Here is a 20925-nt window from a genome sequence, read left to right on the forward strand (position 1 = left end):
ATTTCATTTGCAAAATAATGTTGGTTGATTTGCAAAATAACTCTGGCTGAGCCTAAAGTTTTTGCTGGTTCTAACAGGTAATACTGGCGTAGATGTAATAGTATTCTGGTGGATCAATGGCATTTATTTTATCCTTTTGCTCTGCTAGATGCTGGCTCAGAAGAAATAACATGATAATGGTTAAGCATGATACGAGGTACTCAGGCTTTAGTGTTTTCTTAAGCAATCTATGGTGTTGTTTCGTTGCTGTTTGCATGATATTGATCACCTAAATCAGTCGTTATGATATTCGATATAGACTTAAATATAGCTGAATTTATATATTTGTGGGGCATCTGCTGGATGTGTTATGACAAAATGACTTTTGATATTTTTAAAACTTGTTCAAGGCACGCTTTGGGGCATGATTCTATCTTCTCTGCATTTCGTGAGTTGAAGTCTATTGATCGTGTTTGAAAGGTTATTACACTACCTTTGGTTTTGCACTTATCAGGTATGGGTGATTATTACCATGGAGCTTGCATCACGCTGTACAACAGCAGCTGATTGGGCTAATATGAGCGCCGAAATAAGCCTCAATACACAGAAAAAAACAGTAAAGAAGGAGCTATCCTCATGACCGATTTAAAACGTTCAACAAAGGTTTTGATTGACGCTAAAGGGCAACAATATACTGCCTATAGCTTGCAAAAATTAGCAGCTGAAACAGGTAAAGATATTACGCGTTTGCCGTATTCTATTCGTGTATTGGTTGAGAACCAATTGCGTAATATTGATGACTATAAAGTCAAAGTGTCTGACGTTGAAAATGTACTTAATTGGGACGCTAAAGCCAAAGTGCGCCCTGAGATCCCGCATATGCCAGCACGCGTTGTGATGCAAGATTTTACCGGCGTGCCTGCGGTTGTTGATTTGGCTGCTATGCGTCAAGCGATTAAAGATGCAGGTGGGGATCCACAAAAAATTAATCCATTGGTTGATACAGCAATGGTTATTGACCACTCTGTGCAAGTTGATTACTACGGTACGAAAGATGCACTTGAGAAAAACGTTGCCAAAGAATTTGAGCGAAATGGCGAGCGTTATTCATTGTTAAAATGGGGGCAAAAAGCCTTTGATGATTTCGTTGTTGTGCCGCCGGGCATGGGGATTATTCACCAAGTGAACTTGGAATATTTAGCAAAAGGCATTTTAGTTAAAGATCAAAATGGTGAGAAAGTTGCTTATCCTGATACCCTTGTCGGTACTGATTCACACACAACGATGATTAATGGCATTGGTGTGATGGGTTGGGGCGTTGGCGGTATTGAAGCGGAAGCGGTTATGCTCGGTCAGCCATATTATATGGTATTGCCTGATGTTGTTGGTGTGAAACTGACAGGTGAGTTGCGTGAAGGTGTCACGGCCACTGATTTAGTGTTAACAATTACGGAACTACTTCGTAAGCATGGTGTGGTTGGTAAGTTTGTTGAGTACTTTGGTGAAGGTTTAAAACATTTATCATTACCAGATCGAGCAACCATTGCCAACATGGCGCCAGAGTATGGTGCGACAATGGGCTTCTTCCCAGTCGATGATGTAACTTTAGCCTTCTTTAAAAACAGTAATCGTGATGAATATGTTGATCTGGCGAAGAAAGTTTATGAGGAGCAATATTTATTCCGTCATAACCCAGCAGAAGAGCCAGAGTATACGGCGGTAATCGAGCTTGATATGTCAACAGTGGACTCAACATTAGCGGGTCCTAAGCGCCCACAAGATCGTGTGCCTATGCATGACTTAAAAGCAAACTTTAAAAAATGTTTAACGCATGAGGCAGGCTTACATGGCTTCGGCTTGACAGAGGAGCAAACCAAAACAGCGGTTAAAATTGAAGGCATGGATTGTGAATTAAAGCATGGAGATGTCGCAATTGCTGCTATTACTTCATGTACAAATACATCTAACCCATCCGTTTTATTGGGTGCGGGTTTATTAGCTAAAAAGGCAGTTGAAAAAGGTCTAACAGTTAAGCCATATGTTAAAACGTCATTAGCCCCTGGCTCACAGGTAGTTACGCAATACCTTGAAAAATCAGGCTTATTAAAGTATTTAGAACAACTGAAATTTGATGTTGTTGGATATGGTTGTACAACGTGTATTGGTAACTCAGGACCATTGGATCAACCAATTATTGATGCGATTAACAAAGGTGATTTAGTCGTTGCATCCGTCGGCTCAGGGAATCGCAACTTTGAAGGACGTATTAACCCAGATGTTAAAGCAAATTACTTAGCCTCTCCTATCCATGTGGTGGCTTATGCTATTGCTGGAACAGTTAATTTTGACCCTGAGCATGATCCAATTGGTAAAGATCAACATGGAGAAGATGTTTATTTGAAAGACATATGGCCAAGTTGTCATGATATTGCTGAATTACAATCACGCGTGATCAATGCTGAGATGTTTGAGAAATCCTATGCAACGGTTTTAGATGGCACAAAAGATTGGCAGAAACTATCAGCACCTACAGGTGAGCTATATAAATTTGATGAGAAATCAACTTATATTCAATGCCCTAACTTCTTTGAGAACTTTGCGGATTCAGGCAAGGGGTCTTTAGATATTGTTGGTGCGCGCACCTTATTGATGCTAGGTGATTCGGTAACAACAGATCATATCTCTCCAGCGGGTTCTATTCCAGAGGAATATCCAGCAGGGCAATATTTGAAAGCACATGGCGTTGAGAAAAAAGACTTTAACTCGTATGGTTCACGTCGTGGTAACCATGAGGTGATGATGCGTGGTACGTTTGCTAATATCCGTATTCGCAACTTGTTAGCGCCTGGTACGGAAGGTGGAGTTACTAAATATCACCCAGATGGTTCGATTGAATATGTGTTTGATGCAGCGATGAAATATAAAGCATCCAATACGCCATTAATCGTATTGGCAGGTAAAGAGTATGGTACAGGCTCATCACGTGACTGGGCAGCTAAAGGGACTTTCCTATTGGGTGTTAAAGCTGTGATCGCTGAGAGTTATGAGCGTATTCACCGCTCAAACTTGGTTGGTATGGGTGTGTTACCTTTGCAGTATGTTAATGGTCAAACGGCTAAATCTCTTGGTTTAGATGGCACAGAAACCTTCAATATCAAAGGACTTGATAGTGTGAAACCACGTGAGAATGTTATCGTTGAAGCCGTGCATACCAATGGTCACAAAACTATCTTTGAAGCGTTGGCACGTTTAGATGCTGATGTCGATGTTGATTATTTGAAAAATGGTGGCATTTTGCAGACCGTTTTGAAAAATATGATGTCATAAATTATATACAAAGGGTGATTCACGTAGGGGCGATTCATGAATCGCCCCTACACGTATATTCAAATTGTGAATTTTCGCTTAAATATATTAGGAATTGGAAACAGCTATGAGCAGCAGGAAGCAAAATCGCCATTCAATTCGTTTAAGTGAGTATGATTATTCTCAGGCAGGGATGTATTTTGTAACAATTTGTACGCAAGACAGAGCGTGTTTGTTTGGAGATATTGTCAATGGCAAAATGATATTGAATGAACTTGGCGATATTGTTCGTAGCGAATGGTTAAAAATTGAAGCCATAGGGTCAAATGTAAAATGTGATGCATTTGTTATCATGCCAAATCACTTCCATGGAATTGTGGTTATCACCAATACTGTGGGGGCAATTCATGAGAGGGCAATTCATGTAGGGGCGATTCATGAATCGCCCCTACCAATGACCGTAAAGCAACGACGTAATATGCTATTGCCTAAAATCATTGGACGATTTAAGATGCAAACATCAAAGCAAATCAATATTGTTCGAGGCGCATCTGGGCAGAAGTTGTGGCAACGCAATTATTATGAGCATGTTATTCGAGATGAGGATGATTATCTGCGAATATATGAATATATAGACAACAACCCGTTGCAATGGGAGTTGGATTCTTTGCATCCTCAAAACCTTTGAGGCAGTGCGTGAGAGGGAAATTTGTGAGAGGGCGATTCACGAATTACCCTTATATGAATCACCTCAGTGAGTTGCTTCCATGTGAATATCTTTCATATATCGATTTGCAGCAGACAACAGTTGTCAAAATACCCCCTGTCATGTACATTATCCCAGATTTTTTAAATAGTATTCCGTGCGTCAACTATTATGCTAGCGGAATAATAATATATACCTCAACAGGAGATAAGTAATGAATAAGTTATTAGTAGCACTATCATCGCTATTGTTATTAAGTTCAAGCGCCTTTGCAGAAGGCGCGGCAGCAGGGGGCTCAGCAATGAGCTCAATTTTAATGTTGGTGGCGTTTTTTGCCATTTTTTATTTCTTACTTATTCGTCCGCAAATGAAGCGTAATAAAGAACAACGTAAGATGATTTCAGAGTTGGCCAAAGGTGATGAAGTCATGACAAATGGCGGTATTGTTGGCAAGATCTTTAAAATTGGTGAGAACTATACTGAAATTGAAATTGCAGAAAACGTTATTATCAAAGTACAAAAAAGTGCGGTTTCTGGTGTTTTACCAAAAGGTGCTGTTAAAACCAATTAATTTTGACTACATTGCTATATGCCCATTGTAAATGATGTTGCAATGAGTGTATGACCAACTCAAACTAAGGTATTAGGATTATGCTTCATCCCAGACAAAAAGCTGCGGTTAATAAGTATCCTTTGTGGAAATATATTACTATTCTAGTAATTGCGATTTTGTCGATTATCTATGCGTTACCCAATTTATTTGGTGAAACGCCGTCATTACAAATCTCTCCCAAAGATGGTACGGTGAATGCGGCACTTGTAACGCAGATTAAAGATACGTTAAGCGAACAAAAAATTGCGTATAAATCATTGCATCAAGAATCAAACACAGTGATTCAAGTGAGATTCTCGGACGCACAAGATCAGATTGCGGCACGCACAGCTTTGCAGAAAACCATTGGCAGTGATTATATTATCGCCCTTAATATGGCAGGAAACACGCCTAATTGGTTGTTGGCGCTAGGTGCCGAGCCCATGAATTTAGGTTTGGATTTGCGCGGTGGTATGTATTTGGTGCTTGAAGCAGATACGCAATCGGCGATTAATGCACGTCTGGATAATACCTTAGAGAGTTTGGCGCAGGGTATTAAGAAACTAGGTGTAACACCTGAATCACAACTAAAAGCGTCGCAAAAACCTGAAATAAGCAAAGCATTGCCAGTGCCTGTGACTTATAGCAGTATTGGCTATGTTGCGTTAACTTTTGCCAACAAAGCGGATCTGGATAAAGCAATTAATTTTATCAAAACAGACTATAGCAAGATGCAAAATAATCAGTTGGTTTACAGTGCACTGAAAGATAAAACGCTTCTAGTAACTTTCAATACACAATTGTTAACGCAAATCAAGCAAGAGGCTATCTCGCAAGTGGTGACAGTAATGCGTAATCGTATTAATGCGCTAGGTGTTGCGGAAGCCTCTGTTGCCGCCTCTGGTGATTCACGTGTGATTATTGAGTTGCCTGGTCTGCAAGATGCAGCACGTGCTAAGCAAATTTTGGGAGGTACATCAACCGCAAGCTTTTATATCGTGACACCTGTCACCGATCGCTTAAAAGTTGAAGAGCAGGGTATTAAAGTCTATCCATTAACGTCAAATGGTCAAACCTATTACTATCAGCTTAATGGTAATTCAGTGGTTAGTGGCAGTGCGATTGTCAATGCCTCTCCTGGCGTGGATCATCAAAGTGGTCAACCAATCGTTGCCGTACAGTTAAGCTCAGATGCAGCAGGTCATTTTAGAGAAGTGACTGGCAAGCATGTCGGCGACTTAATGGGTGTCATGCTAGTTAACACAACCTATAAGAAAGAAATGATTGACGGCAAAGAAGTCAATAGAATTGAAAAGACTGAAAAGCTCGTTAATGCCGCAACGATTCAAACCGTGTTAGGTGCTAACTTCCAAATTACCGGTCTTGATCAACGTGAAGCCAATAACTTGGCATTAATGATTCGCTCTGGTGCACTTCAAGTGCCTGTACATATTGCGCAAGAGCAACAAATTGGTCCAACGCTTGGTAAGCAAAATATTGAGCAAGGGATGTTATCTATTGTTGTCGCACTGATCCTTGTTGTGTTATTCATGGCAATTTACTATCACCTGTTTGGGATGATAGCCAATGTCGCATTGGTGCTAAATTTAGTATTAATTGTTGCTATTATGTCAATCATTCCAGGTGCCACACTAACATTGCCAGGGATTGCCGGTATTGTCTTGAACTTGGGGATGTCAATTGATGGCAATGTCTTGGTGTTTGAGCGGATACGTGAAGAGCTTAGAAATGGCATGCCGGTGCAAAGTGCGATCTCGGCAGGCTATGAGCGCGCCTTTGGTACAATTGTTGATTCAAACGTCACAACATTGATTGTTGCGATTATCCTCTTTGCGATTGGTACAGGTGCCGTTAAAGGCTTTGCGGTGACATTGATTATCGGTATTCTGACATCAATGTTTACGGCAGTAACTGTTTCACGTGCGATGACAAACCTTGTCTATGGTTCACGTCGCAATCTTAAAAAATTATCGATCGGAATATAGGGGGGTCGCATGGAGTTTTTTAAACGTAAAACCAATATCGACTTTATGGGAATCCGTAAATGGACCGCGATTGTTTCGATTGTATTGATTGGTTTATCTATTGTATTTTTAGTTGTTCGCGGCTTAAATATGGGCTTGGATTTTACCGGTGGTTATCAAATCCAAGTCAATTATAATAAAGCGCCATCAACTCAAGAGGTGGCAAAAGTATTGGCGCGAGATGGTTTTCCAACAGCGCAAGTAACGACTTTTGGTTCAAGTGATAGCTTGATGATTAAGCTGCCGATTCAAAAAAATGAAAACAATCAGGCAGTGATTAACCAAGATGGGCAATCTGCTCAGCAATTACTGAAGGTGAAAATTGAGAAAAGTTTAGGCTCTCAAGCGCAAGTCACTAGTTTAAATTATATTGGACCGCAAGTTGGTAAAGAGCTTGCAACCAATGGTTTATTAGCGCTATTGGTAGCAATGATTTGTATTGTTGGCTATATTGCTTTTCGTTTTGAGATGAAGTTTGCGATTAGTGCCGGTATTGCACTTATTCATGATCCGATTATTATTCTAGGTGTTTTTGCGGCATTTCAATTAGAATTTACCTTAACAACATTAGCTGCAGTATTAGCAGTAATTGGTTATTCATTGAATGATACGGTGGTTATTTATGACCGTGTGCGTGAAAACTTCCGTAAGATGCGTAAGGCATCAGTGATTGAAGTGGTTAACCGCTCAGTGAATGATACCTTATCTCGCACGATTATGACCTCAGGACTAACGCTTTTGGTAGTGGTTGTCCTTTATTTCTTCGGTGGACCTTCATTGCATGAGTTTTCATTAGCCCTTATCTTGGGTGTGATCGTCGGTACTTATTCATCGATTTATGTTGCTGGTGTATTAGCGGTATTGTTTGGCTTAAAGCGCGAATCGCTATTGCCACCTCAGCGCTTGGATGATGATCGTCCTTAGTCCTTGCCAAGGATATGGCTTTTTTAATAATTTTTAATCTAAGTCAGAGCCTAATAGTTACTTCTCAATCTTCTTTAAAAATAGATCAGCTTCGTCAATTTGACCTTCATTGAAAACGCGTACTCGATTACATGTTAGCAATTCTGCAGTGATACCCGAGCCATCAACTATTTTTGCACTAAAGCTGCCATCATATATGCTTGAGTTGCCACACGAGGGACTATTCTTTTTAGTATTGCCAACTTAATATTATGAGCTACTGCAAAAGCTCAAGGGTTTTTTGAGCCCCCAGAATAAATTGTTTTGATAGATCAGAATCATCTTTTCCAATAACTTTGGCTTTCCCGTGAATGACATCAGTTGATTTGCCTCCAACTATTTCAGCAGGTATTCGAGGAATAGGTAATCCTCCAGATACTTCTGGACAGGTTGATATTATTCTCCCTTCTTCCTGCCATTTTTTTAAAGTCGAGTGGTCGGAGAAACAGTTGTTACCATCATAGCGGACATTATGACCAAGTAAGCAAGCGCTAATAAGTATTTTATGCATTTTTTAGAATAGCCCTTTGATGATTATTCAGTTTGAGAGTTCTTAGCATTTGACTTCTTACGTGTGCGCTTTGCACTACTGGGTTTTTTCTTTTTGGCTTTTGCCGGTTTATCCTCAACTAACTTTGTGGGCTCAACGGTGCTATTATGTGTGGATTTTTTGCGTGTGCGCTTTTGCGTTGTAGGTTTTAAGCTTGCGCTTTTAATGCGTGCACGACGGCGTTTTGGTGTGCGACCTGCGGCAAGCTCTTGATGGCTGCGGCCTTTGCCATTTACTGTTAATTCAAAATCAATCTGCATTTCATCAAGATTAACGCGCACAAGTTGTACTTGAACCTTTTGCCCAATGCCAAAGGCTTTTTTAGAGTGTTGACCGATTAAACGATGTTGCACCTCATCAAAGACATAATAATCACCATGCATTGACGAGATATGTACTAACCCTTCGATATAGTTTTCAATTAACTCTACATACATGCCAAAGCCGGTGACATGAACGATTTTAGCATCGAATAACTCACCAATGCGATTGTGTAGGAAATGGCATTTTAGCCATTTCTCAACGTCACTTGAGGCTGAATCAGCATTGCGTTCTTGACTTGAAGCATGGGCGCAAAGCTCGTCTAATTGACTGTGCGTGTAGTGATAAGCGCCAAGGGTTTTCTCGCCAAGAATTGATTTGATTGCGCGATGTGTTAATAAATCAGGATAACGGCGAATAGGTGAGGTGAAGTGGCAGTAAGCAGGATATGCTAAGCCAAAATGTCCATCATTGTCAGGTGTGTAAAAGGCCTGATTCATGCTTTTTAATGTCATCAGCTGAATATTGGCAAAATCATCACGGTCTTTGACGGAGTTTAGCATCTGACTATAATCAGCTGGTGTGGCACCTGATTTGTTGGGTTTAAAGGCAATGCCCAGTGAATGTAAATAAGCCTTCAAGTCGTCAACTTTGCCACTAGGTGGTGCGCCATGTACACGAAAAGGAGCGCCTGCTTTGTTTTTTTCAATAAAGCGCGCGGTAGCGACATTTGCCAAAAGCATACATTCTTCAATGAGTTTATGCGCATCATTACGCTGGCGTGGAATAATCGCTGAAATATGCTGATGATCATTTAAAATAATTTGTGATTCAACCGTATCAAAGTCAATTGCTCCTCGTTGTTTGCGTGCAGTTGCTAAGACTTTATAAAGGTCATATAAATCAAATAAGTGTGGAATAAGCTCAGGTTGCTCGTAATAGATGCTATTGTCTTTATTGTTTAAAAGTTTTGAAACCTCAGTATACGTTAAGCGTGCTTTGGAATTAATAACGCCTGAGTAAAACTTGTAGCGTGAAAGCTTGGCATTGGCGCTGATATTCATCTCACAGATTAATGCTAAGCGATCCACTTTGGGTTTTAATGAGCACAGCTCATTAGAGAGCTGTTCAGGCAGCATCGGAATAACATACCCTGGGAAATAAACAGAAGTAGACCTTGCTTGTGCTTCTTTATCCAGACTTGATTCAGGGCGAACATAATATGAAACATCCGCAATTGCCACATAAAGCTTCCAACCACCGGTTGAGCTTTTGCGTGCGTAAACGGCATCATCAAAGTCTTTGGCATCCTCACCATCAATCGTTACAAAGGGTAAATCACGTAGGTCTGTGCGTGCTGATATTTCAGTATCGAGCACCTCATGGGGGAGTTTGCGAACTAAGCGTGCGGTTTTATTGCTCCAGTTTTCGATTAGATTATGCTTTTTGCTGGCAACTGAAATTGCCGTGAGGATCGGTGATTGCTCTTCAATGATTTCAACAAATTGCGCGACCGCTGAGCAAACCGTTGAAGGGAATATGACTAATTTCGCTTTGATCAAAGTGTCAGGTTCAAGCTCTTCTGACGGAGGCAAGAGTGCTATATATTTCGGCATGGTTTTGCTAATCGGTTGGATAAAGTGGCTATCCAACTGTTGGCTATAGCGTCCAGTAATTTCGATGGTATTGCGCTCAATAATACTATCAATTCGCGCTTCTAATTTGTCTTTGCGATTAAGTCCCAAGATCATCGCGCACACCTTGTCACCATTGAAGACTAAGCGAGCTTGATGTTGTGGTAAAAACGCGCTATGCATTCTATCTTCGGTAGTAATAATCGCATTACCATCGTTTTCAACGCGCACGTAGCCGGTAATGATGCGACGTTTTTGTTTTAACGGTCTAAAATACTGACCATCTTGTTCAATTTGCTCATCGCGTACCATCGCGCCTAGCCGATTGGCAAGGGCATCGAGCTGTTTGCTGCGTTTTAGTCCTAATTTATCAGCAATCTTTTCAAAAACAGTCGGCTGTTTGAGGTCTTTTAAGTAGGTTAAAATGACTTCCCTGCTTGGAATAGGGTCGTCATATTTTTGTGCTTCTAAATCCTTGTTTGGATCGTTATCAATCGTGTATTTCTTGCTCATTCTCGATGATGCCTTGTAAAAAAAGTTGTTTTTTCACAAGCTCGCCATCATTAAAGTGACCAAGCGCGACAAATCGATCTTGATCATAAATACGGGCGGTGCCGGTGAAATTATTGGTTAGTTGCATTTTCCCTTTCAGATAAAATAAGTCCACTTTGTCATTAGGTATAGTAAAAATAGGTGTATCTGTAAATGCATATTCTGGATTAAGTAGTTTTTCATAGCATGAATCCAGCGTGAGTGCTTGCAGTATTTCAAGTGACGATGCATCATTGCTCGTCAATAGTCCGCATGCTGTTCGTGTTAATTTAATTAAATGTCCAGCGCAATTTAGCGCTTTGGCAATATCCATGCCTAGCGTGCGAATATAGGTCCCCTTGGAGCAGCGTACATCAATGTCAATGGTGTGTTTTTCAGGGTTGTAGCCAATCAATTCAAGTGCATAAATATTGATATTACGCGCTTTGCGCTCGATTTCGATACCTTGACGTGCTAACTCATACAAAGGTTTCCCTTGGTGCTTGAGCGCTGAATACATCGGAGGGATCTGACTTATCTCACCACGGAATTTATCCAATGCGTTATGGATGTTCTCAAGTGTGATTTCAGGGACTTGGTGCTGTTCAATAACATTGCCTTCAGCGTCACCACTATCAGTGCTGATACCTAATTGAATCGTTGCTTGATAAGCCTTATCAGCATCTAAAAGATATTGCGATATACGTGTTGCTTGACCAAAGCAAATGGGTAACACGCCCGTTGCCATCGGGTCAAGACTACCCGTGTGTCCGGCTTTTTGTGCATTAAAAAGGCGCTTAACACGTTGTAGTGCTTGGTTGGAGGACAAGCCTTGTGGTTTATCAATAACGATAATGCCATTTAAGGCAATCCCTTTGCGTTTACGTGCCATAGTTATTGATCTTGCTTATTTTGCTTGTTTTGCTGATCTTGCGCTTTAATCGCTTTTAATGCTTCTTTGGCAGCGGCATGCTCGGCTTGTTTACGTGATTTGCCTTTGGCTCGATAGCTGTGCTCAAGTGATCCGAGCGAAACTTCAACCGTAAACGTTTGATCGTGATCTAAGCCTTCGGTAGCAACAATTGAGTAGATAGGGTGTGTTTGAATCTCAGCTTGTAAGTATTCTTGTAAGCGGGATTTCGGATCTTTGGTATGTTCTTCAACATTCAATGTGGTCAAAACATCTTTAAACCAGGTTAAGATGCGCTCTTTAACAACCAACATGTCACTATCCAAGTAGATTGCACCAATCAGCGCCTCAAAAGCATCTTCTAACAAGCGTGCGCGTTTATGCCCGCCTGATTTAAGCTCGCCAACACCGAAAGACATATATTCACCCAGATCAAAATGCTTTGCCATATCGGTCAGTGTTTTACCACGCACAAGATACATGCGAAGGAGCGATAAGCTGCCTTCATCTTCATGTGGAAACTTTTGATAAAGCGCTTCGGCGATTACAAACCCAAGAATGGAATCGCCCAAGAACTCTAAACGTTCGTTATGTTGCTTTTGTTTACTGCGATGAGTGAGCGCTTGAATGATAAGCGCTTCATTATTAAAGTGGTAGCCAATGCTACGATATAAAGGGGTGTAATCAATGGTCATTATTTACAATACTCTTCCTATTTCATTCCAGCGTACGGAGCTGTTTAAACTATTCCAACTAAACCAGACAAAGCTTGCTTTACCAACAAGGTCTTTCTCTGGCACAAAGCCCCAATAGCGACTATCTTCGCTGTTGTCACGGTTGTCTCCCATTACAAAATACATGCCTTGAGGAACAACAAGATTGGTGAAGTCAGCCGACGGCGCATTGGTCATGTCGTCAATTTGGTGGGCTACCTTGCCAAGGTGCTCAGTACAAATGGTGTTGGGACCATTGCCATTATAGCTATTAACTTGGTTATCTAAGCAGTTGGTATATTCAATCGCTTTGCCATTGACGGTAAGCTTTTTGTCTTGGTAAGAGATGACATCACCAGGCACGCCAATAACGCGCTTAATAAAGTCAACCCCTGGATTGACTGGGAAGTGAAATACCGCAATATCGCCACGCTCAGGCTTGCCTGTTTCAACCCAGACATTATTGGTAATTGGATTTCTTATGCCATAAGCGGTTTTGTTCACCAAGATGAAGTTGCCAACGGGTAGTGTTGGTGTCATTGAAGCTGATGGGATTAAAAAGTTGCCGATTAAAAAACCGCGCAAGATAAAGACAATCAAAAATACGCTAAACAGTGAGCGTGCATAATCAGCCAATAGAGGCGCTTTTAGTGCTTTGTTTTTTTGGATGAACTTGCGACGTTCTTTTTGCTTCATGCCTTGGAGCTCATCCATAACGGGTGCCAAACGTTTTGGTTCAAACTTAAATTTGTCAATGGCAGCAATAATACCAGAGGCAATTGTCAGTACCAGTAGCCAAAAGCTAAAATCAATATTCATAGGTTTTTATTTCCTTTGTGCAATATACCGGCATTATTATACGGATTAGCCCAAAAATCGCTATGGTTTTATTGCTAAACTCGTTTCTATCGCTGATTGGAAGCTTTAGAATACGTACTTAAAGCTAACATACAACGATTAAGAGTGACTTTTCGTGTTTGTCGCCTTAAAGAAACCACAAGGTTTATTGCACGAAAACCTTTTTAGTTGCGATATCCCACTGTGATTTTTAGATGTGAATGCAGGTCAACACTTAAGCAATCACATTATTTTAGACTACTTTAATGAAGCGATTTCGATGTTTCTTGGTAAACATGATATGACATTTGGTTATGTCGACGGTTTGCGCTTGTTCTTTGCCGAGGTAAATTTAAAATTCTGGCGGAGGGGAAGAGATTCGAACTCTCGATACGCGTTAACGTATACACGCTTTCCAGGCGTGCTCCTTCAACCACTCGGACACCCCTCCAGAAAATTGACCTGTTCAACTCGTGGCTGATTAGTTAATAAACTCAATTATCGTGATCTTGTTAAGTAACCCAGCCTTTCGCTCCTGCTACAGGCACTCATTAGCTCGCAGCTTAGCCGCTGCTTGAGGGGCTAATTCGCCCACTCGGACACCTCTTGCAAAAACTTCATTAAGCTAATGCTGTAATAAAAGCACGTGCATCCTAGCAAAGTCGATCCTAGAAAGCAAGGCGCTTGACATCTTAAAATATCACGGTAAAGTCGGCGCAAATTAATTTTATCACGCATCTTAAAATGCATAAAAATACAAACTACTCATTACGTGCGTGGCTTTCGATGTTTGCCGCGGCACTTTTCTTTTTTTATTGGTTTATTCAGTTATCACTTAATAACACGTTGATTGATTATTATATTGCGCGTTACCAAATCAGTTCATATGGCTTGTTTACGTCGATGTACTTGATTGGCAATGTTTTGATGTTTATTCCAGCAGGTGTGATTTTGGATCGCTATAATAGCAAAAGAGTGATTGTATCAGCACTTATGGTGATGTTGACTGGTGTGGCAATCATGACATTTGTCAGCAGTCAGTTTATTGCATATGCCTGTATGTTATTGGTGGGATTTGGTGGAGCTTTTACTTTATTATCATGCGTGCGTGTGGCAACAAACTGGTTTGATCATGGGCGGATAGGTTTTCCTATCAGTATGGCAATTACGATTGCCTTTTTAGGAAGCTACTTAGGAAATGCCGGCGGGCATGCACTGTTGGTATATTCTGGCTCTGGGCAGGTTGTGCAAATCACTAATATTATTATGGGGCTTGTTATTATTGCTTTGGCATTAGTGTTGATTCAAAAGAAACCACAGAGGAATCAGCAAAATGAGCAAAACGAGCAGAATCAGCAAAATAATAAAGCGCAGCAGTCAGTTTGGAGTGCTTTTAAAAATTTACGTTATGTGGTTAACAAAAAACAAAACTGGTTAGCGGCACTTTATGTTTCATTGATGAATTTCCCAGTTATGATTCTTGAATTTAGTTTTGGACAGGCGTTTTTAAGGCATAGCTTTAGCATAACCGCGCAAGACGCGGCGATGATTGCGGGGATCATTAGTATTGGTTATATGATTGGTGGACCTTTATGGAACAAACTTTCAGACTATTATCGCTCGCGCAAGCCATTTATGTTATTGGGGGCAAGTCTCTCACTGGTGGTAACTTTATTACTGCTTAATGCAAATCTTGGCTATCATGCATTGATTGTGATCTTCTTTTTTATCGGTGCGTTAACTGCTGCGCAAAATATTGGTTATCCAGTCATAGCTGAATCAAACCCAGTAGAGATTTCTGCTTCAGCAACTTCATTAGCTTCTTTGATTATTATGGGTGGTGGTGCTTTAGCACAAATTGGTTTTGGTATGCTTGAACAGTCTTTAAGTTTTCGTGGTGCTTATATCGTTATTCCAATATGTATTACCATTTCATTGCTACTGGTTTTCCTTATAAAAGAACCAAAACATGCGGAAATAAAAGCAGAATAATTTTTAGGTGACTATACTCTAAGCGGTAAAATATCCGCATAGCATGCAAAGAGAAAAGAAATGGCAAGAATAAATAGTATTAAAAGTAAAAGCATTATATTCATAGCAGTGCTTTTGAGTGCGTGCACAACAGCAAATAATATTCCAGACTCATCAAGTTATTCAGTGGCGCAAAAACAGCAAAAACAAGAAATACATGCAGGAAAAAATGCAGATACTAATAAGCGTGACGTTTTAACAAAACTGAATTTGCCACCAAGTTGTAGTTATGATAGCTCATATAAGTACTTAGTATTAAAGGGCGATGCGATTGATAGGATTGCGCATCGTATTGGTGTTTCATCTCAATGCATTGTACAGATGAACAATCTTGAGGATAATGATTTATCAATTTCACAAGCGCTGCGATTGCCGAAGCAGGCATTTATTAATACGATGCTTACTAAGATGTGTCCGATTAATCGACAGATTATCAAAGAGCGAGACTTTTTATTAGCACTAGAATCAAAGTCTACTATCACACCTCAAGATAAAGTACGTTTGCGCGAGTTGGCAGATGCCTATGCGCTAAACGCTTATGCAAATAGTGATAACAGTTTGATTAACCATCTGTTGTTAAGCGTGAATGTCATTCCCGAAAGCTTGACTTTAGCACAGGCAATTGTTGAGAGTAACTGGGGTGGTTCGCGTTTTGCGGTGCATGGTAAAAATTATTTCGGCTTACATTGTTTCTCACAAGGCTGTGGTATTGCACCTAAATATCCAACATCAGGCGTGATTGATGAAGTCAGTAAATTTACTGATGTTAGCGCGAGCATTGTTGATTATTATCGTGTGCTTAATACTTTGGCGCCTTATGCTGAGTTCAGAAAGCAAAGAGCGCAGTTGATTATGTTAAACGGTTATGATTTAGCAGGCTATTTGCAATCTTATTCAGGCTTGAAAGGTGATGAATATGCGACGATTCTAAAGACAGTTATGCGCCATAATAATCTTGAGCAATATGATGGTTTGTGTGAAAAAATCTAGGTGCTTTGATGATCCCTTTATATTTAAAATTAAAAAAATATGTGTTTTGCTGTTTAGCTTATGTCAATAATGGCTATACTCTTTCTACATAACTTTCAATGATTTCAATTATTCAAGATTTAAGGTTTTTTAAAGGCTTTGGAATACTGTTGAAATTAAATAAAACAAATAAGGTTCGTAATAAAAATGAAAAATAGTAGTTTCAAAATTTGTGACGCCAGTGTTCACCCTGGTGAGAAAGCGACATTGGCATTACCCTTGCCTGAGCAGTATTCATGCTCGCCAATGTACATGCCAATTAAAGTAATCAATGGCAAGCAAAGTGGACGCAAACTCTTGGTGTTTGCGATGATTGATGGTAATGAGTTTAATGGATTAGAAATAGCTAATCAGCTATATGATGATATCTCTGCGGATGACTTGAATGGAACATTGGTTGCTATTCCGGTTTTAAATGTGTATGGTTTGTCTCACTTTCCAAAACCGACACCAAGTGGCGTTAAACTAAGCGCTTCTTTCCCAGGAAATGAGCATGGTAGTTTTGGTGAACGTATTGCACATATCTTTACCCAAGAGATTTTGACACAGATTAATTGTTGCATTGAGTTAAATACAGGCTCACTGAATCATGAAATTTTACCGCAAGTGTATTGTAACTTTGATAACGTTGAGGCAAAGAAATTAGCCAAAGCATTCCAAGCCCCCGTTATTACTGAGGTTGAAACTAATCAAAGCGGCATTCGCATCACCGCAGAAAGTTTGAATATTCCTTTATTGGTATATGAAGCAGGGGAAGCGCAACGTTTCGATCAAACGGCAATTCAGGTGGGTTTAGATGGTATTAAAAACGTGATGTGCAAACTTGGGATGCTAAATGGTGAGGTTGATGATAATGTAACGCCTGTATTTTCAAAGGATGATGATTGGCTTATTTCATCATCCTCGGGTGTTTTACATAGTGAAGTAGCATTGGGAGAGTCAATCAAAAAGGGTGATAAAATCGGACGTTTGACTGACCCATTTAGTAATGAGAATGCGACAGTAATCAAGTCAAATCTGGATGGCGTAATTGTTGGAATTAACCGTTCACCATTGATTCAAGAAGGTGTTTCTGTTTTTAAAGTAGCCTCTTTTATCGATAATCAAAGAGCTGAAGAAATCTTAGAGGAATGGGAAGAAAACAAACCTGAGGTTGACGAATAATATGAGTCAAAATCAAAAAATGAGTTTTATCGGCACGATGATTTGGTTGGTGTGTGCGCTATTTTTCATGTATGAGTTTTTACTAAGAACCATTTTAGGCACGTTTGAGCATCCCATTATTCAAGATCTTAATTTAAACCTTGTGACATTTGCCATCTTAAGCTCAACAGCCTATCAGTTGATTTATGGCATTATGCAAATTCCAGTAGGCATTATCACCGATCGCTTAGGTTTAAAAAAGGCATTATTCGTTGCTGTATTCTTCTGTGCATTGGCAGTTAGTGGCTTTGGCATCAGCTTTGGCTTTGATAGTGCCTTTGTTTTTCGCGTATTAATGGGACTTGGCTCATCTTTTGGCTTTATCTGTTTGTTAGTCGCTGTATATGACTGGATGCCACGCAAACATATTGCGCTATTTATCGGCTTATCACAGTTCATTGGCACGATGGGCCCGATGTTGGCAGCAGGTCCTTTAAATAGTTTGTCATCTCATTCTGAACTACCATGGCGTTATATTTTTTATGTATTAGGGGCTATCGGTATTGTAATCGCGATTATCGTGCTTCTTGTTGTTCGCAATAATACGGATTACACGGGAAGTTTTCGTATATTAAAGCGCCAAGAGCGATTAAAAGTTAATCTTTGGCAGTTGATGCGTCAACGTCAGGTTTGGTATATTGCCTGTTATTCCGCGTGCGTGTATTTTGCCATAGAGTATTTCTCTGAAAATAGTGGTAAGACATTTTTGATGTTGCATGGTTTTAGCTCTGATGTCTCATCTTATATGTTAACGTTATCATGGTTAGGTTATGCCATTGGCTGTCCGTTATTGGGTTTCATTTCAGATCGAACCAGTAAGCGTAAGCGTGTGATGATGTTTGCTGCAATTGTTTGTATTTTATCGGTGCTATGCATTACTTATTTCCCAATAAATATTATCGTGATTAGTATTGCCTTTTTTGGTCTTGGCATTGGCGCTAGCGGTCAGAGTATTGGCTTTGCGATTATGGCTGAGCAGTGCAATAACAATTATCTTGCTGCAGGTTTAGGACTTAATAATGCCATGATTATGCTTGTGACTTCTTTGATGGCGCCTTTGATTGGTGGTGTGCTTGCCTATTTGTCAAAAGGGCAAGATTTAAGTATTGCTAATTATCAGCATGGCTTTTTATTGATTATCATGGTAATAGCTATTGGCGTGTTAATTAGTGTTTTTTTGATTAAAGAAACCTTTTGTAAGTCGACCAAAGAGACGACTAAATTGACCGTAACAACGCTAACCGCAACGGAGTAAATAGATGACAACGATGAAGTTGGCATTACAACGATCTTTCATCGAGCTTGTTTTCATTGTTTTATTGTTTGGATTTTGTCTTTTTATTATTTTTAAGCTCTTATATGCAATGCTTTTTTATAGTGCGCTTATACTGTGGATTATTGCTTTTATTGGCATGTTATTGAATTATTTATGGGGTAGGCGATTAAACGCGATTAGTTTAATTGAGACTGCACATACACGTAAGATTAACTTATATTATGGTAATGATTGGCACAATGATGTGACCGTTCGCCGTAGCATTATGATAGCAGGTACGTTATATTTAGAATGCAAACTTTCAAATAACAAACGTTTAAAATTGTGGTTGTTTAGGGATGGCTTTAAAAATAATGAAGAGCGTTACCAGTTAATTAGGTTTTTAGTGCTAGATAGATGATAAGCAAAATATATCAAAAATAATAATGTAATATATTTCTCAGGTTGATGAAGTGCTGTTAAGCTTGGAAATATAAAATTTTTTAACAAGTTACATAACCAACAATAAGGAGAGTTTAATATGGACAAGAAATATTTAACTACTAATAATGGCGCACCTGTGCCCAATGATAATACTAGTATTAGTGCGGGTGAGCGCGGATCATTAACCTTTGATAATTTCAGGTTATTTGAGAAGCTTGCGCATTTTAATCGTGAGCGCATCCCTGAGCGTGTTGTGCATGCACGCGGTTCCGGTGCCCATGGAGTATTTACTTTAGAAGAAGATTTATCACACTTAAGCATTGCCGATTTCTTGCAAGGCAAGGGCAAACAAACCGATGTGTTTATTCGCTTCTCCACAGTTGGTGGAGGTCAGGATTCAAGTGATTATGCGCGTGACCCACGCGGCACGGCAATTAAGTTTTATACCAAACAAGGTAATTATGATATTGTCGGTAATAATACACCAGTATTTTTTCTAAGAGATCCGAGTAAATTCCCAGATTTTATCCATTCACAAAAGAAAAACCCGCAAACCAATTTACCAGATCCTGCAGCAATGTATGAGTTCTGGTCCAAAAATCCACAATCATTACATCAAATGACCATTTTAATGTCTGATCGTGGCATTCCTAAGAGCTATCGTCATATGCATATGTTTGGCTCACATACGTTAAGTTTGTATAATGCTAAAGGTGAGCGTTTTTGGGTCAAATGGCACTTTAAAACCCAGCAAGGTATAGAGAATTTAAGCGAGGAAGAAGCAGCTAAAATGCCTGGGTTTGGTGCGCAAAAGGATCTTTTTGATACTATTGCCAAGGGTGATTTTCCAAAGTGGGATGTCAATATTCAGGTGATGACAGAACAAGAGGCGCAAAATTATCATATTAATCCATTTGACTTAACCAAAGTCTGGCCGCATGCTGATTTCCCATTGCAAAAGATTGGTGTAATTGAATTAAATCGTAATGTTGACAATTATTTTGCTGAAGTTGAGCAATCAACCTTTGCGCCAAGTAATCTTGTGCCTGGCACGGGCGCTTCTCCTGATAAAATGTTGCAAGCAAGACTGCTTGCCTATCAAGATGCGCATCGCCATCGTGTTGGTGTTAACGCGCATCATTTACCAGTTAACGCGCCAAAATGCCCCATGCATAATTATCAACGTGATGGCGCAATGGCAGGCACTGGTTTAGATATCTCTCAAGATAATAGTGTTAACTTTTACCCTAACCAGCAAACCAGTGCGCCAACTGAAGCACCTCAATATCAAGAACCACCATTAAGACAATCTGGTGATATTGATTATTATGATGCACAAGCTGAGGATAATTACTCACAAGCAGGGGATTTATTCCAATTGATGAGTGAGTCACAAAAGCAGCAGCTAGCCCATAATATCGCCGGCGGATTAGTGCATGCAACAAAAGAAGTGCAAGCCATAATGCTTGAGCAATTTAACTTAGCACATCCTGAATACAAGAAGTATGTAGAGGCAGCGCTAATGCAGCAATGAAGTGTCAAAATATAAATCTTAACCTTAATTGTAATCGTAATCATGGAGGACTTTAGAATGAAAATATTAAATACATTGGCTATGGCGCTAGCATTGTCAGGAGTTATTGTTTCTTCAAGCATGGCACAATCAGATGTCATGAATACTACAAGTAAAGCATCAGCAACCAAGGGGCAACAAAAAATCATTATCAAGATGTATAGTACTGCAGCTAAGCATACTTATGTTGGGACGATAACTGTTACCGCATCTGATAAGGGAGGATTATTGTTCACACCTAAGCTTCATGGCTTGGTAGCATCGACAGCGCATGGTTTTCATATTCGGGGTTAATTCCAGATAGCACTGGTTTGTACTATCAAAGTGATGTTAGCCCTTATTACATATAGGTTGTAGCCACTT

The 20925-nt window shown here is 39.9% G+C and carries 18 protein-coding genes, 1 tRNA gene and 1 pseudogene; 12 read left to right on the forward strand and 8 right to left on the reverse strand.

What is annotated here, in order from left to right:
• Nucleotides 1-70 precede the first annotated feature (70 nt).
• The gene (locus ACTS4L_RS09770) at nucleotides 71-256 is read right to left on the reverse strand and encodes a hypothetical protein (protein ID WP_440651984.1); all 186 of its coding nucleotides are present in this window, start codon (nucleotides 254-256) and stop codon (nucleotides 71-73) included.
• A gap of 359 nt (nucleotides 257-615) precedes the next feature.
• Here ACTS4L_RS09770 and acnA point away from each other — a divergent pair, with 359 nt between their 5' ends.
• From acnA to secF, 5 genes are all read left to right on the forward strand, one after another.
• Nucleotides 616-3306 carry an aconitate hydratase AcnA gene (gene acnA, locus ACTS4L_RS09775; RefSeq protein ID WP_440617509.1) on the forward strand — a complete coding sequence of 897 codons (2691 nt, stop codon included), beginning with the start codon at nucleotides 616-618 and terminating at the stop codon, nucleotides 3304-3306.
• A 106-nt stretch (nucleotides 3307-3412) separates the two neighbouring features.
• Entirely contained in the window at nucleotides 3413-3973 is a 561-nt protein-coding gene (locus tag ACTS4L_RS09780) for a transposase (protein WP_440617510.1), read from the forward strand.
• 232 nt (nucleotides 3974-4205) lie between these two features.
• Nucleotides 4206-4562: a preprotein translocase subunit YajC gene (yajC, locus tag ACTS4L_RS09785; RefSeq protein ID WP_440617511.1), complete on the forward strand. Its 357-nt coding sequence runs from the start codon at nucleotides 4206-4208 to the stop codon at nucleotides 4560-4562.
• Nucleotides 4563-4642: 80 nt separating this feature from the next.
• The gene (secD, locus tag ACTS4L_RS09790) at nucleotides 4643-6589 is read left to right on the forward strand and encodes a protein translocase subunit SecD (RefSeq protein WP_440617512.1); all 1947 of its coding nucleotides are present in this window, start codon (nucleotides 4643-4645) and stop codon (nucleotides 6587-6589) included.
• Nucleotides 6590-6598: 9 nt separating this feature from the next.
• Complete coding sequence (gene secF / locus ACTS4L_RS09795) at nucleotides 6599-7552, forward strand: protein translocase subunit SecF (protein WP_440617513.1); 954 nt, start codon at nucleotides 6599-6601, stop codon at nucleotides 7550-7552.
• Nucleotides 7553-7609: 57 nt separating this feature from the next.
• Here the strand turns inward: secF and ACTS4L_RS09800 are convergent.
• The 7 genes and pseudogenes from ACTS4L_RS09800 to ACTS4L_RS09830 all read right to left on the reverse strand — a co-directional run.
• A pseudogene (locus ACTS4L_RS09800) lies at nucleotides 7610-7771 on the reverse strand (DUF523 domain-containing protein); the annotation flags it as partial.
• A 37-nt stretch (nucleotides 7772-7808) separates the two neighbouring features.
• Complete coding sequence (locus tag ACTS4L_RS09805; protein WP_440617514.1) at nucleotides 7809-8102, reverse strand: DUF523 domain-containing protein; 294 nt, start codon at nucleotides 8100-8102, stop codon at nucleotides 7809-7811.
• Nucleotides 8103-8125: 23 nt separating this feature from the next.
• Nucleotides 8126-10549, reverse strand: coding sequence for a ribonuclease R (gene rnr, locus ACTS4L_RS09810; protein WP_440651985.1), 2424 nt, complete (start codon nucleotides 10547-10549; stop codon nucleotides 8126-8128).
• The gene (gene truB / locus ACTS4L_RS09815) at nucleotides 10527-11459 is read right to left on the reverse strand and encodes a tRNA pseudouridine(55) synthase TruB (RefSeq protein WP_440617516.1); all 933 of its coding nucleotides are present in this window, start codon (nucleotides 11457-11459) and stop codon (nucleotides 10527-10529) included. Before truB ends, rnr begins: the two co-directional genes overlap by 23 nt.
• A 2-nt stretch (nucleotides 11460-11461) precedes the next feature.
• Entirely contained in the window at nucleotides 11462-12172 is a 711-nt protein-coding gene (gene rnc, locus ACTS4L_RS09820; protein WP_440617517.1) for a ribonuclease III, read from the reverse strand.
• 3 nt (nucleotides 12173-12175) lie between these two features.
• Nucleotides 12176-13009: a signal peptidase I gene (lepB, locus tag ACTS4L_RS09825; protein WP_440617518.1), complete on the reverse strand. Its 834-nt coding sequence runs from the start codon at nucleotides 13007-13009 to the stop codon at nucleotides 12176-12178.
• A gap of 379 nt (nucleotides 13010-13388) precedes the next feature.
• Nucleotides 13389-13478: transfer RNA gene (locus tag ACTS4L_RS09830), tRNA-Ser, on the reverse strand.
• 293 nt (nucleotides 13479-13771) lie between these two features.
• Between ACTS4L_RS09830 and ACTS4L_RS09835 the strand changes: the two genes are divergently transcribed.
• From ACTS4L_RS09835 to ACTS4L_RS09865, 7 genes are all read left to right on the forward strand, one after another.
• Nucleotides 13772-15019, forward strand: coding sequence for an MFS transporter (locus ACTS4L_RS09835; protein WP_440617519.1), 1248 nt, complete (start codon nucleotides 13772-13774; stop codon nucleotides 15017-15019).
• A 60-nt stretch (nucleotides 15020-15079) separates the two neighbouring features.
• Nucleotides 15080-16048 carry a glucosaminidase domain-containing protein gene (locus ACTS4L_RS09840; protein ID WP_440617520.1) on the forward strand — a complete coding sequence of 323 codons (969 nt, stop codon included), beginning with the start codon at nucleotides 15080-15082 and terminating at the stop codon, nucleotides 16046-16048.
• 186 nt (nucleotides 16049-16234) lie between these two features.
• On the forward strand, nucleotides 16235-17251 hold the full coding sequence (locus ACTS4L_RS09845; protein ID WP_440617521.1) for a succinylglutamate desuccinylase/aspartoacylase family protein: 1017 nt from the start codon (nucleotides 16235-16237) through the stop codon (nucleotides 17249-17251).
• A 1-nt stretch (nucleotide 17252) separates the two neighbouring features.
• Complete coding sequence (locus ACTS4L_RS09850) at nucleotides 17253-18545, forward strand: MFS transporter (RefSeq protein ID WP_440617522.1); 1293 nt, start codon at nucleotides 17253-17255, stop codon at nucleotides 18543-18545.
• 4 nt (nucleotides 18546-18549) lie between these two features.
• Nucleotides 18550-18966, forward strand: a complete 417-nt coding sequence (locus ACTS4L_RS09855; RefSeq protein ID WP_440617523.1) for a hypothetical protein — start codon at nucleotides 18550-18552, stop codon at nucleotides 18964-18966.
• 120 nt (nucleotides 18967-19086) lie between these two features.
• Nucleotides 19087-20523 carry a catalase gene (locus tag ACTS4L_RS09860; protein WP_440617524.1) on the forward strand — a complete coding sequence of 479 codons (1437 nt, stop codon included), beginning with the start codon at nucleotides 19087-19089 and terminating at the stop codon, nucleotides 20521-20523.
• A 57-nt stretch (nucleotides 20524-20580) separates the two neighbouring features.
• The gene (locus tag ACTS4L_RS09865) at nucleotides 20581-20856 is read left to right on the forward strand and encodes a hypothetical protein (protein ID WP_440617525.1); all 276 of its coding nucleotides are present in this window, start codon (nucleotides 20581-20583) and stop codon (nucleotides 20854-20856) included.
• Nucleotides 20857-20925 lie beyond the last annotated feature (69 nt).

Origin of the sequence: Cysteiniphilum sp. 19S12-1, assembly GCF_052030685.1 — a bacterium.
Classification (GTDB): domain Bacteria; phylum Pseudomonadota; class Gammaproteobacteria; order Francisellales; family Francisellaceae; genus Caedibacter.

Bases quoted from the DNA above. Each gene is read 5' to 3' on its own strand.
- ACTS4L_RS09770 (WP_440651984.1), bottom strand. From the start codon at position 256: ATGCAAACAGCAACGAAACAACACCATAGATTGCTTAAGAAAACACTA.
- acnA (WP_440617509.1), top strand. From the start codon at position 616: ATGACCGATTTAAAACGTTCAACAAAGGTTTTGATTGACGCTAAAGGG.
- ACTS4L_RS09780 (WP_440617510.1), top strand. From the start codon at position 3,413: ATGAGCAGCAGGAAGCAAAATCGCCATTCAATTCGTTTAAGTGAGTAT.
- yajC (WP_440617511.1), top strand. From the start codon at position 4,206: ATGAATAAGTTATTAGTAGCACTATCATCGCTATTGTTATTAAGTTCA.
- secD (WP_440617512.1), top strand. From the start codon at position 4,643: ATGCTTCATCCCAGACAAAAAGCTGCGGTTAATAAGTATCCTTTGTGG.
- secF (WP_440617513.1), top strand. From the start codon at position 6,599: ATGGAGTTTTTTAAACGTAAAACCAATATCGACTTTATGGGAATCCGT.
- ACTS4L_RS09805 (WP_440617514.1), bottom strand. From the start codon at position 8,102: ATGCATAAAATACTTATTAGCGCTTGCTTACTTGGTCATAATGTCCGC.
- rnr (WP_440651985.1), bottom strand. From the start codon at position 10,549: ATGAGCAAGAAATACACGATTGATAACGATCCAAACAAGGATTTAGAA.
- truB (WP_440617516.1), bottom strand. From the start codon at position 11,459: ATGGCACGTAAACGCAAAGGGATTGCCTTAAATGGCATTATCGTTATT.
- rnc (WP_440617517.1), bottom strand. From the start codon at position 12,172: ATGACCATTGATTACACCCCTTTATATCGTAGCATTGGCTACCACTTT.
- lepB (WP_440617518.1), bottom strand. From the start codon at position 13,009: ATGAATATTGATTTTAGCTTTTGGCTACTGGTACTGACAATTGCCTCT.
- ACTS4L_RS09835 (WP_440617519.1), top strand. From the start codon at position 13,772: ATGCATAAAAATACAAACTACTCATTACGTGCGTGGCTTTCGATGTTT.
- ACTS4L_RS09840 (WP_440617520.1), top strand. From the start codon at position 15,080: ATGGCAAGAATAAATAGTATTAAAAGTAAAAGCATTATATTCATAGCA.
- ACTS4L_RS09845 (WP_440617521.1), top strand. From the start codon at position 16,235: ATGAAAAATAGTAGTTTCAAAATTTGTGACGCCAGTGTTCACCCTGGT.
- ACTS4L_RS09850 (WP_440617522.1), top strand. From the start codon at position 17,253: ATGAGTCAAAATCAAAAAATGAGTTTTATCGGCACGATGATTTGGTTG.
- ACTS4L_RS09855 (WP_440617523.1), top strand. From the start codon at position 18,550: ATGACAACGATGAAGTTGGCATTACAACGATCTTTCATCGAGCTTGTT.
- ACTS4L_RS09860 (WP_440617524.1), top strand. From the start codon at position 19,087: ATGGACAAGAAATATTTAACTACTAATAATGGCGCACCTGTGCCCAAT.
- ACTS4L_RS09865 (WP_440617525.1), top strand. From the start codon at position 20,581: ATGAAAATATTAAATACATTGGCTATGGCGCTAGCATTGTCAGGAGTT.